Source organism: Mesorhizobium sp. M7A.F.Ca.ET.027.02.1.1, assembly GCF_004022985.1.
Lineage (GTDB): Bacteria > Pseudomonadota > Alphaproteobacteria > Rhizobiales > Rhizobiaceae > Mesorhizobium.
In genome coordinates this window covers 14,904-28,086 of the sequence record NZ_RZOL01000006.1, presented here as the reverse complement: position 1 = coordinate 28,086, position 13,183 = coordinate 14,904, and the positions used below count along the sequence as shown (strand labels likewise).

The 13,183-nt window shown below is 62.8% G+C and carries 14 protein-coding genes and 1 pseudogene; 8 read left to right on the top strand and 7 right to left on the bottom strand.

Annotation, left to right across the window (positions count from 1 at the left end):
* Nucleotides 1-5 precede the first annotated feature (5 nt).
* Nucleotides 6-1,745, bottom strand: a complete 1,740-nt coding sequence (gene leuA / locus EN749_RS01830; protein ID WP_128362452.1) for a 2-isopropylmalate synthase — start codon at nucleotides 1,743-1,745, stop codon at nucleotides 6-8.
* Between the two features lie 563 nt (nucleotides 1,746-2,308).
* Here leuA and EN749_RS01820 point away from each other — a divergent pair.
* Both EN749_RS01820 and EN749_RS01815 read left to right on the top strand, forming a co-directional pair.
* Nucleotides 2,309-3,475, top strand: coding sequence for an ATP-grasp domain-containing protein (locus tag EN749_RS01820; protein WP_128362451.1), 1,167 nt, complete (start codon nucleotides 2,309-2,311; stop codon nucleotides 3,473-3,475).
* 4 nt (nucleotides 3,476-3,479) lie between these two features.
* Nucleotides 3,480-4,255 (top strand): annotated as a pseudogene (locus EN749_RS01815) (esterase family protein).
* A gap of 23 nt (nucleotides 4,256-4,278) precedes the next feature.
* On the opposite strand, the gene EN749_RS01810 reads toward EN749_RS01815, so the two are convergent.
* Nucleotides 4,279-5,814: an MFS transporter gene (locus EN749_RS01810; protein WP_128362450.1), complete on the bottom strand. Its 1,536-nt coding sequence runs from the start codon at nucleotides 5,812-5,814 to the stop codon at nucleotides 4,279-4,281.
* Between the two features lie 147 nt (nucleotides 5,815-5,961).
* On the opposite strand from EN749_RS01810, the gene EN749_RS01805 reads away from it, so the two are divergent.
* The 3 genes from EN749_RS01805 to EN749_RS38555 all read left to right on the top strand — a co-directional run bounded on the left by EN749_RS01805 (nucleotide 5,962) and on the right by EN749_RS38555 (nucleotide 8,063).
* Nucleotides 5,962-6,855: a LysR family transcriptional regulator gene (locus EN749_RS01805; RefSeq protein ID WP_127269787.1), complete on the top strand. Its 894-nt coding sequence runs from the start codon at nucleotides 5,962-5,964 to the stop codon at nucleotides 6,853-6,855.
* Between the two features lie 340 nt (nucleotides 6,856-7,195).
* The gene (locus EN749_RS38560) at nucleotides 7,196-7,885 is read left to right on the top strand and encodes a siderophore-interacting protein (RefSeq protein ID WP_245491226.1); all 690 of its coding nucleotides are present in this window, start codon (nucleotides 7,196-7,198) and stop codon (nucleotides 7,883-7,885) included.
* Nucleotides 7,779-8,063 carry an SIP domain-containing protein gene (locus tag EN749_RS38555; RefSeq protein WP_245491224.1) on the top strand — a complete coding sequence of 95 codons (285 nt, stop codon included), beginning with the start codon at nucleotides 7,779-7,781 and terminating at the stop codon, nucleotides 8,061-8,063. The genes EN749_RS38560 and EN749_RS38555 overlap by 107 nt, the downstream gene beginning before the upstream one ends.
* A gap of 7 nt (nucleotides 8,064-8,070) precedes the next feature.
* Here EN749_RS38555 and EN749_RS01795 read toward each other — a convergent pair whose 3' ends face one another.
* The 5 genes from EN749_RS01795 to EN749_RS01775 form a co-directional block, all read right to left on the bottom strand.
* Nucleotides 8,071-9,174 (bottom strand): AbrB family transcriptional regulator, encoded by a 1,104-nt coding sequence (locus EN749_RS01795; protein ID WP_127809499.1) that lies wholly within the window; start codon nucleotides 9,172-9,174, stop codon nucleotides 8,071-8,073.
* 91 nt (nucleotides 9,175-9,265) lie between these two features.
* Entirely contained in the window at nucleotides 9,266-9,511 is a 246-nt protein-coding gene (locus EN749_RS01790) for a type II toxin-antitoxin system Phd/YefM family antitoxin (RefSeq protein WP_127809500.1), read from the bottom strand.
* Nucleotides 9,512-9,539: 28 nt separating this feature from the next.
* Nucleotides 9,540-9,848 (bottom strand): putative quinol monooxygenase, encoded by a 309-nt coding sequence (locus tag EN749_RS01785; RefSeq protein ID WP_127320720.1) that lies wholly within the window; start codon nucleotides 9,846-9,848, stop codon nucleotides 9,540-9,542.
* A 63-nt stretch (nucleotides 9,849-9,911) separates the two neighbouring features.
* Nucleotides 9,912-10,691 carry an SDR family oxidoreductase gene (locus EN749_RS01780; RefSeq protein ID WP_127270549.1) on the bottom strand — a complete coding sequence of 260 codons (780 nt, stop codon included), beginning with the start codon at nucleotides 10,689-10,691 and terminating at the stop codon, nucleotides 9,912-9,914.
* A gap of 149 nt (nucleotides 10,692-10,840) precedes the next feature.
* Complete coding sequence (locus EN749_RS01775; RefSeq protein WP_127809501.1) at nucleotides 10,841-11,278, bottom strand: DsrE family protein; 438 nt, start codon at nucleotides 11,276-11,278, stop codon at nucleotides 10,841-10,843.
* 102 nt (nucleotides 11,279-11,380) lie between these two features.
* On the opposite strand from EN749_RS01775, the gene EN749_RS01770 reads away from it, so the two are divergent.
* The 3 genes from EN749_RS01770 to EN749_RS01760 all read left to right on the top strand — a co-directional run bounded on the left by EN749_RS01770 (nucleotide 11,381) and on the right by EN749_RS01760 (nucleotide 13,179).
* The gene (locus EN749_RS01770) at nucleotides 11,381-12,484 is read left to right on the top strand and encodes a hypothetical protein (protein WP_127809502.1); all 1,104 of its coding nucleotides are present in this window, start codon (nucleotides 11,381-11,383) and stop codon (nucleotides 12,482-12,484) included.
* 66 nt (nucleotides 12,485-12,550) lie between these two features.
* Nucleotides 12,551-12,796, top strand: a complete 246-nt coding sequence (gene vapB, locus EN749_RS01765; RefSeq protein ID WP_023760667.1) for a type II toxin-antitoxin system VapB family antitoxin — start codon at nucleotides 12,551-12,553, stop codon at nucleotides 12,794-12,796.
* Entirely contained in the window at nucleotides 12,793-13,179 is a 387-nt protein-coding gene (locus tag EN749_RS01760) for a type II toxin-antitoxin system VapC family toxin (protein ID WP_128362449.1), read from the top strand. The genes vapB and EN749_RS01760 overlap by 4 nt, the downstream gene beginning before the upstream one ends.
* Nucleotides 13,180-13,183: the final 4 nt, after the last annotated feature.

The following is a 13,183-nucleotide window of genomic DNA, read 5'->3' as shown; positions in this document are numbered from 1 at the left end:
GGGCGTCAGCCGGCTTTTTTACCGACGATACGGTTCGCGGCAGACATCACCGCCTCCAGTGAGGCGGCGACGATGTTGGTGTTGATGCCGGCGCCGAACAGCTTGCCCTGGGGATACTCCATCTCGACATACGAAATGGCCGACGCGTTCGAGCCGCGCTGCATCGAGTGCTCGGAATAGTCGAGCACCGACATCTCGACGCCGACATGGCGCGACAGCGCATTGACGAACCCATCGATCGGGCCGGTACCCGTGCCTGTAATCGTCACTTCCTTGCCGTCGTCGAGGATGACCGCCTCGACGACGCGCCGGCCCTTGATCTCGGTGCTGGGATAGGTGTGGTGATCGAGGAATTTCAGCCGCGCGCCGGGCTGGTCGACATAGGTCTCGATAAAGCGCTCGTAGATGCGTCTGGCCGGCACTTCCTTGCCCTCGGCATCGGTGATCGCCTGGATTTCCTGGCTGAACTCGATCTGCAGATTGCGCGGCAGGTTGAGGCCGTAATCGGCCTGCAGCACATAGGCGATGCCGCCCTTGCCGGACTGCGAATTGATGCGGATGATGGCTTCGTAGCTGCGTCCGACATCGGCCGGGTCGATCGGCAGATAGGGCACTTCCCACAGGCTCGTATTGGCCTTCTTCAGCGCCTTCATGCCCTTGTTGATGGCATCCTGGTGCGAACCGGAAAAGGCGGTGTAGACGAGTTCGCCGACATAGGGATGGCGCTCGGGGATCTTCAACTGGTTCGAATATTCGTAGACGTCCTTCATCCGGTTGATGTCGGAGCAATCGATCAAGGGATCGACACCTTGCGTGTACATGTTCAGCGCCAGCGTGACGATGTCGACATTGCCGGTGCGCTCGCCATTGCCGAACAGCGTGCCTTCGACACGGTCGGCGCCGGCCATCAGGCCGAGCTCGGTGGTGGCGATGCCGGTGCCGCGGTCATTGTGCGGATGCAGCGAGACCAGCAGGTTTTCCCGGTTGTCGAGGTTGCGGCACATCCACTCGATGCGATCGGCATAGATGTTGGGTGTCGACATCTCGACCGTCGAGGGCAGGTTGACGATCAGCTTGTTGTCCGCCGTCGGCCTGACGATCTCGGTGACGGCGTTGCAGATCTCCAGCGCCACTTCGAGTTCGGTGCCGGTAAAGCTTTCCGGCGAATACTCGAAACGAAAGCCTCCGCCGGCCTTGGCCGCCATATCGGTGATCATCTTGGCGGCGTCGGTGGCGATGCGCTTGATGCCGCCGACGTCCTTTTCGAAGACGACGCGACGCTGCAGCTCGCTGGTCGAATTGTAGAAATGGACGATCGGGTTGGTGGCGCCCTTCAGCGCCTCGAAGGTGCGGGTGATCAGCTCCGGTCGGCACTGCACCAGCACCTGCAGCGAGACATCGGCTGGCACGTTGCCTTCCTCGATGCACCAGCGGGCAAAGTCGAAATCGGTCTGCGATGCCGACGGGAAGCCGATCTCGATCTCCTTGAAGCCCATGTCGAGCAGCAGGCCGAACATGCGTGCCTTGCGCTCATGGCCCATCGGATCGATCAGCGCCTGGTTGCCGTCGCGCAGGTCGACCGAGCACCAGATCGGCGCCTTGTCGATCACCTTCGAAGGCCAGGTCCGGTCGGTGAGGCCGACGGTCGGATAGGGCTGATATTTGCGAGCCGCGTCGGGCATCCCTTTGGCCGAATCCGTGTCGGCTACCGCGGCATCGGAGCGGATTTCTTCTCGTGCGTTCATCGTCGTTTCTCCCGGCGGCTCATGATCCACCTTCGGTGGATTGATGGCGAGCGGCGCCTTTATCAGAATTTCGTTCGCTTGATGTGATTGCCAAGGAGCATGCGCTTGCGCGGCGGTTCGACCGCCGGGCGCTCCTTCAGCGAACCCGGCGATCGCCGATAAGGCCGAGAAGAAGCAGGGTCGAAGCCAGCGCGCGCACGGTCTCGCCGGAAAAACCGGTCGGACGGGAAGCGTTGGTGGCGCGCGGGTTCATGGCGGTTCTCTTACAGGAGCGGCTTGTGGGAGGCAAGTGGGGCCGCAGGCCGTGTAGGACAACGAATTCGGGTTAACGGGTTCCTTGGGAGCCCTTTGCCGGCACGTTGGCTGACGAAGCGTCAAACAAAAACCCGCCTGCGCGGCGGGTCACTGGCGCAAATCAGCACCATGGATAAAAATGTACCATAGCTGAGGGCAGGGTGTCAAGAAAAAATTCCTATCGTGCGCGCTCTTCCCCACGCGCGGCAAATGCGCCAGACTTGGGCATCGATAGGGTTTCGATGCCTTGTCGCGGGAGGGGGTCGTCCATGAATTTCGTGTTCTTCTCGCCGCATTTTCCCGCCAATGGCGCGGATTTCTGCGACCGTTTGAAGAAGGCCGGGGCCAGGGTGCTCGGTATCGGCGACGCGCCCTATGACGCGCTCGACGCCAAGCTGAAAGCCGCCCTTTCGGAATATTACCGCGTCGCCAACATGGAGGACTACGATCCGGTGTTCCGGGCGATGGGGCATTTCGTCCACAAATGGGGCCGTATCGACCGTTTTGAATCGCTCAACGAACATTGGCTTGAGCTGGAAGCCAACATACGCACCGACTTCAACATTTACGGCACCAAGCTCGATTTCGTGAAGAACCTGAAGCGCAAGAGCCGCATGCGTGCCTTCTTCCGCAAGAGCGGCGTCGACACCATCGCGCAGCGCAAATGCTCCGACCGTGCCGGGGCCATGACTTTCATCCGGCGCGTCGGCTACCCCGTCGTGGTCAAGCCTGACAGCGGTTCCGGCGCATCGAACACCTTCAAGATCTCCAACGCCAAAGAGCTCGACCAGTTCTTCCGGGACAAGCCCGAGGACGTGACCTTCGTCATGGAGCAGTTCATCGAGGGGCTGGTGGTGACCTTCGACGGGCTGGTCAACCGCGACGGCGAGGTGGTGCTGGCGGCCAGCCACCGCTACGACCAGAGCGTCATGGAGGTGGTCAACAAGGACCGCCATATGAGCTACACCTGCTTTCCCAGGATCAGCCCGGCGGTCGAGGAGGCCGGCCGCAAGATCCTGAAAGCATTCGACGTACGCGAACGCTTCTTCCACATCGAGCTGTTCGAGACCAAGGACGACCGGGTCATCGCGCTGGAGGTCAACATGCGCCCGCCCGGCGCCTGGATGACCGATGCGATCAACTATACGTTCGACATCGACGTCTACGCGGCATGGGCCGACATGGTGGTCAGGGATGCCGCCGGCGGCCCTTACGAGGGCAAATATTTCACCGCCTATGCCAGCCGCAAGCGGCGCCTCCACTATTTGCACCGCCATGAGGACGTGCTAGCCGCGCACCGCGACAAGATCGTCCACCATCAGGCCATCGAAGAGGTTTTCAGCCGCGCCATGGGAAATTACGCCTACCAGATGCGCTCGAAGGACGAAGCAGCGTTGCGTGCAGCGGTCGCGTACATCCACGCGGAAAAGGCGTGAGGCGATGGACATTTCCTATCACAAGAATTTCTCGAGCCAGCTCGGCCGCGACATGGACTACAAGCGCTACGGCCATGCCGGCCGGCCGGTGGTGGTGTTCCCGACCTCGCAGGGCCGGTTCTACCAGTTCGAGGATTCCGGCGGGGTGGGCGCACTGGCCGAATTCATCGACACCGGCCGCATCCAGCTGTTCACGGTCGACGGCGTCGATTCTGAATCCTTCTTCGACAAGCATGCCGACGCCGCCCACCGCATCGCCCGCCACGAGGCCTATTTCCGCTATGTGCGCGAGGAGGCGCTGCCGGACTTCCTGTCCACAGCCGAGCAGGCCAATGGCGGGCGCAAGCTGAAGCCGCTGTTCTCGGGCTGTTCGATGGGCGGCTATCACTCGTCGAACTTCGTCTTCCGCTTTCCTGAACTCGCCAGCGGCGTCATTGCCCTGTCGGCGTCTATTCGGCGCGCGACTTCTTCGGCAAAGCGCTCGAGGGCGACATTTTCTACAACTCGCCGCTCGACTATCTGCCCGGCATCGTCGATCCTAAACTGCTGGCCCGGTTGAAGACGCTCAGGCTGATCTTCTGCTGCGGCCAGGGCGCCTGGGAAGAGCGGATGCTGGTCGAGACGCGCAAGTTGGAACAGATCCTGCGCGACAAATCCATTCCCGCCTGGGTCGATTATTGGGGCGGCGATGTCAGCCACGACTGGCCATGGTGGCACAAGCAACTGGTCTATTTCTTCGGCCGTTGGCTGGATGAGGACCTGATGCACAGGCTCGACTGACAGCGGGGCTCGTCCGCTGACAGCTACCCTTCCTGGCCTGCCGGCAGAGCGACGGTCTCGTGTTCCGACGCCGATCCGCGACGCAGGCCAAGGAAGACGACGATGGCGGTCATGACGGTGATTGCCGCCAGCACGATCAGCAGCCTGTCGAACGCCGCCTCGTAGGCCTGGACCAGAACAATGGCTCCAGCCTGGGGCAGATGTTGTGCTGCTTCGCCGAGATTGCCGGTCACCAGCAGTTGGGCTGCCGCTGCTGCCTGCGTCGAAGATGCCGTTCCCTGTGCGGCGAGATGCGCGGCGGTAAAGCCGGAAAGGGTCGCCATGACGATCGCCAGCGCCACGCCCTCGCAAGCGACGCGGGTGGTGTTGAAGATGCCGACCGCCATGCCTGCGCGCTCTCTCGGCACGACACTGACGGCGAGCCCGTCCATCAATCCCCAGGGCAAAGCGATGCCGACGCCGATCAGCATCAGCGGCGCCACCAGCGCCCTATCGACCGGTGGTGTCAGGCTTAGCCAGATAAGCCCGGCGGCAGCGACGAGCAGACCGACGCCGCAGATCGTGGCCGGCGCGATCCAGCGCGCCAGCTGTCCGGCGAGCATCGGCAGGATCAGCAGCGGGCCTGATAGGCAGATCATCAATTGCCCGGCCTTGATCTCGCTCATGCCCTCGATGCCGATGAAGCGGATCGGCAACAGGACGAGCAGGACGACGAAGGCGTAAGCGGGTGCCGCAGCCAGAAACTGGACGCCGACGAAGCGGGGATAGGCAAACAGCGTGAGATCGAGCATCGGCCGTTGTGCTCGCCGCTCGACAACGACGAAGGCGACAAAACAGATGGCAGAAGCGGCCAGAAGGGAGACGACAAGGGGATCGGCCCAGCCGCTCTGCGGGGCCTGGAGCACGCCATAGGTCAGCGACGCCAGCGCGATCGTGAAGGTGCCGGCTCCCGCCCAATCTAGGCCCGTCGCATCCGGGTCGCGCGATTCCCTGATGGTGCGCAGGCCGAGCATGGCGGCGGCAATCGCGAGTGCTGCAACCAGAAGAAAGATCGACCGCCAGCCGAATGCAGAGATGAGCAGGCCCGACGCGATTGGGCCGAAGGCGAGGCCGACGCCGAAACTGGTGCCGAGGAAGCTGAAGGCGCGCAGCCGCAACGGCCCTTCGAATTCCTGGGCAAGTGCCGAGGCGCCGCCAGCGAAGGCGGCCGCACTGCCGATACCCTGCGCGGCGCGGAAAATGTCGAACCAGATGATGTCCGGCGCCAGCATCGCGCCCAGCGACGCCAGGACATAGAGGGAGAGGCCGACGAGGAAGAGGCGCTTGCGCCCATGATTGTCGGCCAGAGCGCCCGACGCCATCAGGGTGGCGCCGAAGGTCAGCATGAAGGCGTTTGTCACCCAGTTGAGCTCGATCGGACTGCCGCCGAGATCGGCCGCGATGCGCGACAGAGCGACGGCCGGACCGGTGAAGGTCAAGGGCATCGTCATCGCGGCAAGGCACACGGACAAGAGCACGAGCCATCTCTCGGCAGAGCCGGTTGTGGTCCTGGAAGTCATGGATTTCCCTATCTGAAACAGTACTCGCCGGTGGCCCGGGCGATTGCGGAGCCGGTCGTGATGACAAGATAGGTCGTCGGCATTTCAGGAAAAATGGTGTTATATCTCTTGGCATATCGGACTGAAACGCTCGAATGGAATGACGCAATGGATCGTCTCAACGGGCTCCTGGCCTTCGCCCGCACCGCCGAATTCGGCAGTTTCGTCGCCGCCGGGCGGGCGCTTGGCATCTCGGCTTCCGCTGTGGGCAAAAGTGTCGCCCGGCTCGAGCAGGAACTCGGCGTGCGGCTCCTGCAGCGCAGCACGCGGCGCATTGGCCTGACGGAAGAGGGCAAGCTGTTCAACGAGCGGGTGCGCCGCATCCTCGACGACATCGACGATGCCGAGGCGATGCTGTCGCAGACACGGGAAACACCGCGTGGGCGGCTGCGCATATCCACCCCGATCGTCACCTATCATCTGCTGCTGCCGGTGCTGTCGGAGTTCATGGCACGCTATCCCGAGATCGAGCTCGACATCGATTTCAACGACCGGATCGTCGACGTCATCGACGAGGGTATCGATGTCGCGATCCGCAGCGGCGAACTGCCGGATTCGCGCCTTGTGTCGAGACCCGTTGCGCCCTTTCGCATGCTGCTGTGCGCGGCGCCCTCCTACCTGGACCGCCATGGCGCCCCCAGCGTGCCGGCTGATCTCATCAGACATTTCGGCATAAACTTCCGCTTCCTGAATAGCGGCAGGCTGCTGGAGTGGCCGTTCACTACCGGAAGCGCCGAACCGCAGATCCGCTCGATGCTGACCTGCAACAACATGGAAGCCTTGAAGGGCGCCACGCTCGCCGGCCTCGGCATAGCTTGCATGCCGGATTTCCTGGTGCGCGAGGCGCTGCACGAAGACAGGCTGCGTACCGTCCTCGATGGTCATGTCGACGGCCGTGGCCAGTTCCGGATGCTGTGGCCCTCCAATCGCCATCTGTCGCCGAAGGTGCGCGTCTTCGTTGATTTCCTTCCCGAGCGACTTGCTGCGACAAGCGGCTCGTAGCCAACTCATCGAATAAATATGATTATTATTGTCATGTTTCTGTGGAAACATCGGAGCGGCTGTGGCATGCCGCTGACGGTGAGGGTGCCGCGCGGCGCCTTGCCCGAACCGTTTCGAAGGACTTGAGCGATGGACCAACTTAGCGCGCAAACCCGGATCAGCGACGCGGCGATCAGATCGGTGATGGACCGGCTGCGCGCAGAGCACAGCGAATTCGAGATTGACACTGGCGTTGCCGACCAGTGGGAGCTCCGCCTCTACTACGGCTCGTTGAGCGCTACGCTCGATGATGAAAGCGTGCTGATCCGCGTCGCGGCGACAGACGAAACCTGCCTGTCCTATGAAGATGACGGTCGCCGGCCATGTCGCCGAACATCTCGGCACGACCAAGGGCATCCATTGGCAAGGCGACGGCAGCGACGCCGGTACTCCGGTCTTCTTCCGCGAGATCATGGTGATGTCGTCGACGCGGATATCGGCGCATATGCAGCGCCTGCGCTTCGCCGGCAAGGATCTCGGCCGATTTAGCCATGGCGGCCTGCACATGCGGCTGCTGCTGCCGCCGCCTGGCCGCCGGCTGGTTTGGCCGACGATGGGCGCTGACGGCTTGATCGTCTGGCCTTCTGGCGACGATGCGCTTGCCGTGCGGGTCTACACGATCCGGGCGCTGGATGCCGCAAGCGGTTGGCTCGATGTCGATTTCGTGTTGCACCCCGGCCAGAACACGCCCGCCGCCACATTCGCGCAAAACGCACGGGCGGGAGACGTCATCGGCATGATCGGACCCCGCGGCGGCGACGCCCCGGTGGCGCAGCCCTTGCTTCTGCTCGGCGACGACACCGCGCTGCCCGCCATCGGCAGGATTTTGGAGCATCTGCCGCCATCAACACGTGCCGAGGCGCTGATCGAGGTCGATAGCCCGGATGACCGAATGGCCGCTGGCGCAAGGGGACAATATCGACATCACCTGGCTTTACCGGCGCGGCCTCGATGCCGGCACCGCGGGCCTATTGTCGACCGCCTTGCGTGAGCGCAATCACATGGCGCTTGCCGACGGCCTGTACGTCTGGGCAAGTTGCGAATTCGGCGATTTCCGGGAGATACGCAAGATCGTGCGCAAGCAGTGGGGCCTGCCGCGCGACCGGCACCTGGTTACGGCCTACTGGCGTTGGGATGCGCATAGCGTGGGCGAGGGCGGCGAGGACTAGTCGCTGCTTATTGCCTGACGCTTCTGGCCACCAGCCGAGCGACGCTCGGGCCGACCAGCAGCACGATCAGGAAGCGTGCCGATTGCAGGGCCATGACGAAGGAGATGTCGACGTTCTGCGCGGCGGCGGCGATGATGGCGATGCTGTCCATGCCGCCGGGGCTGGTCGCCAGATAGGCGGTCAGCGGATCGATGCCCAGGAGATGGCTGATCAGGAAGGCAAGGCCGCCGCAAAAGGCGATCAGCGCCACGATCGAGGCGATGATCTGCGGCAATGCGCGCGTTGCATGGCGCAGGATCGCCCTTGTGAAGTTCAGGCCGATCGACCAGCCGACCATGGCGTAGCTGACGGCCAGCAGCCATTGCGGCAATTGCATCTCCACGCCCAAGCCAAGATGGACGACGGTGCCGAAGATAAAGGTGCCGAGGAAGAAGGGCGAGGGCAGCCGGAAAATCTTTCCCGACAGGCCGCCAACCAGCGCGATGCCGATGGTGGCGGCGAAGGCCTGGCGGTCGATCGGCGGAAACCAGACGATGGGCGGGATTTCGACGCCCGAGGTGTCGACCCACATCTTGGCAACGAGTGCTGCGGTCATCGAGACGAAGATGACGCGCAGATATTGCATGAAAGCGACGAGACGCTGGTCGGCACCGAAGGCACCGGCCATCAGCACCATGGCGGTGGCCGCACCCGGCGACGAGCCCCAGACGGCGGTGGTGCCGGGCAGGATGCGCCAGCGGCTGATCAGCCAGCCGAGCAGACTGGAGGCAGTGACGGTCGCCACCACGACGCCGAAAAACAGCGGCCATTCCTGGTAGAAGACCGGAAAGATGTCGGCCGAGATCGAGCTGGCGACGAGGCAGCCGACGATCGCCTGGGCGGCGCCGAACAGAAGACGCGGCACACGCACCGTGGCGCCATTGGTGCCGGCGACGATGGCCGCCAGCATCGGTCCGATCAGCAGCGCCGCCGGCAGGGTGGCGAGTTCCAGCGCGCCGGCAAACAGCAGGGAAACAACCAGCAGGGCAAGCCACTGCCAGAGCTTGCGCATCCGCGCCATGCGCTCGAGTGTGGGCAGGTCCGGGGATGGCTGCTCGGCCGCGGAATCCATGTTTCGGTCTTAGACCCGCAGGGCGAAAAATGCGAACCGCGATTCACAGAAAAATGATTGTTTCACCCGTCCAAGTGTCGAGTAACAGGTTTCATAAGCCGGCGTCGAACCGTTGCTCGATCTCATTGCGACCCATGCGGTCGAAATCGTCGGGGACAGAAAACTGGCCCTCCATAAAACCGACCCGTCGCGCCTGCAGCGCCGGCTGTTCGATCGGCACGATTCTGGCCAACGGCTTGCCGGATTTGGCAATAACAAACGACTCGCCTTGGGCTGCACGTCTCACAAGGCGCGACAGATGGGCTTTCGCATCGCGAATGTTTACTGTCTGCGTCAAAGGTTGCTCCTCAAAGTTGGCATCGAACTCACCCCGTCTTGCCGTCAGCCAGCCCGAAGCCGGCGACGGGGTGGGTCTCGACCTGGAATTCGAAGCCGGCGATGAACGGCCGCGCCTTGGCGATCGCCGCCTGGACTTCGGGAAGCTGCAGCGAGGCCTTGTGGCTTTCGGCGTCGGTCCACACTTCGGTGACCCAGATCGCGTCGGCATCGGCGGGGTCGCGCGCGATGATATAGCTCAGGCAGCCCGGCAGGGCGCCTGTACTGTCGCGCAGAAGGTCCATGACCGCGTCACGCTGGCCGCGCGCCGCCCGCATCTTGCCGATCAGTCCGTACATTCCGTTGTCTCCCTTTGAGGTTTTCGACAAGAACATGCAGACCGCCAGTATGCCGGTAGCCGTTCAAGGCATCAACTGGCCGCCATTCACCTCGATCACCTGGCCGGTGATGTAGCCGCTGAGAAGGTCCGAAGAGAGGAACAGATAGGCGCCGACGCAATCCTGCGCCGTGCCGGCGCGTCCCTGCGGAATGGTGGCGACCATGCCCTTCATCTGCTCGTCGGTCGAATAGCGCTCGTGGAACGGGGTGAGAATGGTTCCGGGCGCTACCGCGTTGACGCGGATGCCGAAGCCGATCAGTTCCTTGGCCATGCCGCGCGTCACATTGGAGACGAAGGCCTTGGCCGAGCCGTAAAGCCCGGCGCCGCCGCCGGCGCCGTTGCGCGCGGCGATCGAGGAGGTGTTGACGATGAAGCCGCCCTGTTTCTTCAGCCACGGGATCGCCTTGCGCGAAGCAGTCAGCACCGAGCGCGCATTGAGGTCCATCACAGCGTCGTAATGCGCCTCGGTCTGCTCGGCATAAGGGATGCGGCCAAGCATGCCGCCGGCATTGTTGACCAGCCCGTCGAGGCGGCCGAAATATTGCGCGCTGTCTTCGACGACGCGCTCGACATCGGCGGCAACGGAAAAATCGCCCTGAACGAGAAACACCTCGCCGCCCTTGTCGGCAATCGTCAGGCCGAGCTTCTCGGCGGCGTCTTGACTCGAATTGTAGTGCAGCGCCACCTTGCATTTCTGCGCTGCATAGGCCAGCGCGAGCGCCGCTCCGATGCCGGTCGACGCACCGGTGACCAGCACTGCCTTGCCGGCAAGATCGGGTATGCTGAGTGTGGTGGCTGGCACGGTTCTTCCTCCGGGAGGTCTGCCTGTCCTTCGTAGGCCCTTGCCACCCCGGTGTTCAAGCCTTTGAGCAATTCAAGGAAACGTGTGGAGCGGTTTCCCGGCAAAGCGAGTAGCGCTTTCCCTCGGGAATTTGCGCCAAACAAACCGCTCTACGGATGCAGATAGGCGTAACCCTGGCCTTGCAGTTCGGCGAGTTTGACGACGCCGCCCTTGTCGGCGGCATGAAACCCGGCGAGCAGGTCGGGGAGCGAAATATCCATGCCTTGCATGGTGTTGGCGCAGGCTTGGGGTTCCAGCCCCTGCCGCACCAGGCCGGCGAAGCGCCCGGAAATCGCGGCCGATATGCCTTTCGACTTGAAGGCCGCGAGCGCGGGACCATGCACGACCAGCACGATGTCGACATTGCCGCCGGTGCCCTCATAGTGGTTCTTGATGTTGCCGAGCACGAAATTGACCTTGTCGGTGTCGCTCAAGTGGTAGGCGACTTTTTGCCTTGCGGGCTCGGTGGCGGCTGCCTGTGCTGCCCGCAAACCGAGAAGCGTTCCGGTTCCGGCAAGAACCGCGCGGAACATATCGCGCCGACGCATGGAATCCTCCTCCGCTTGGCGGCCCGCCGCGAATTGCGTGGCTGCGGCCGCAATACTAGCATAAATTGACGTTGCGTCCTGTCGATGCGGAGGAGAGATCACATGGCGTTCAGGGCAGGGGAATGGAAGACAGTCGCCGGCGCCGGGTTTGGCGCGGCGCTGCTTGGCTTGCTTGCCGGATCGGCCTCCGCCGACGATGCGCTGAAGCTCACCGAACTCAGTCCGAACGGCGCTGATGCCTGTTTCGGCCGCGTCTATGATGCGGGGCATCTCAAGGCGCACCCGAAGCAGAAGGTGACGCGGATCTTCTTCTACTACGGCCATGATCCGGTCAGCCGGCCGAACGAGGAACCGACCGTGAATTCCGACACGTCCTACAATGCCTTCATCGCCACCACCGTGCGCGGCGCCAAGTCGCCGGAATGGGCCGGCGGCTGGTGCAATCATGCGTCCGAGGACGGCAAGACAGGCCCGGTTCATTGCGGCATGGAATGCGACCGGACGCTTGCGTCGCTGAAGGTCGACGACAAGGGCCGGCTGTTCCTCTCGGATCTGCAGCCCGACATCTATCTCGATGCCGGTTCGGAAGAAGAACTTGGCGCTGCGGAATATAGCAGGCAGGCACTCGGCAAGGATGACGACAATTTTCGCCTCGACCCGATCCCAGCGGCGACCTGCAAGGCGGAGTTCGCGCGCATCGATCCGGTCGACCCGGCGCTAGGCCCGCCGCTGCGCGAGCGGCTGAAGCCGGACCAGGCCTTCTGCTATGGGCGCGACTACGATGCAGCGCATCTCGCCTCGCACCCCGATCAACTCACCCGGTCGATCCGGGTTTTCCGCGGCAAGGTAGAGCTGGCGTCCTTCGCCCCGGGTGGCGACGCCGCCAACTGGCCAGACGGCGCCGACATTGCCGTTACCGTCACCACACGGCAGGGATCGGCTGAGGTGACGCAGACCTATTCCTGCCAGGGCGAAGCCGACCAGTGGCGCTGCGCGGCCAGTTCGAAGATGAGCGATTTTTCCTGCGACATCGCGCAGAAGGAGATTTTCCTCAAGCGTGGCCTCAATGGCACGATAATGCTGGCAAATCCCAACAGTGCACTCGCGATCGTCGACCTGTGTTCGAAGGCCGCCGATGGCAAGACGAAATCCGACGACAAGGTCTATCGGCTGCAGCCGATGCCGCAATCGGCCTGCTCGCCCTGAGCTCGGACTTGTCTATGTCGCCATGAAGGGATATATCTTTGCTATATCTCATTTGAGGATAGCATGATGGACAAGGCGAAAGTGTTCTGGTCGGGCCGGTCACAAGCTGTGCGTCTGCCCAAGGAGTTCCGTTTCGAAACAGATGAGGTTTCGATCCGCCGTCACGGGCAAACCGTCATTCTGGAACCGCTTGCGCAGGACTGGGCGTGGCTAGACCAAGTGATCGGACCGCTTGATAACGATTTCGCCGAGGCGGCGCTCGAACGTCAAGACGGGCAGGATCGACCTGCCTTGGATGACGTTTTCAAGTGATCTACCTGCTCGACACCAATGCCGTCATCGCGGTCATCAAGGGCGACGCGGGTCTGTTGGCGTTGCTGAAACGGCACAGGCCGCATGACTTTGCCCTCTCTGCGATCGTCGCGCACGAACTGTACTATGGTGCTGAAAAGAGCCAGCGAAGAGCTGAAAATTTGGCGCGCATCGAAGCTCTGCAGTTCCCGGTGCTCGAATTCGACCGAGAAGACGCAAGACATGCTGGGGAGATTCGGGCAACGCTTGCGACGTTGGGAACTCCGATCGGTCCCTACGATGCGTTGATCGGTGGGCAAGCGCGCGCTCGGAACCTTACGCTGATGACCCGTAATGTCCGGGAATTCGAGCGGATAAAAGATCTCTCAATCGAGACCTGGTGAACCG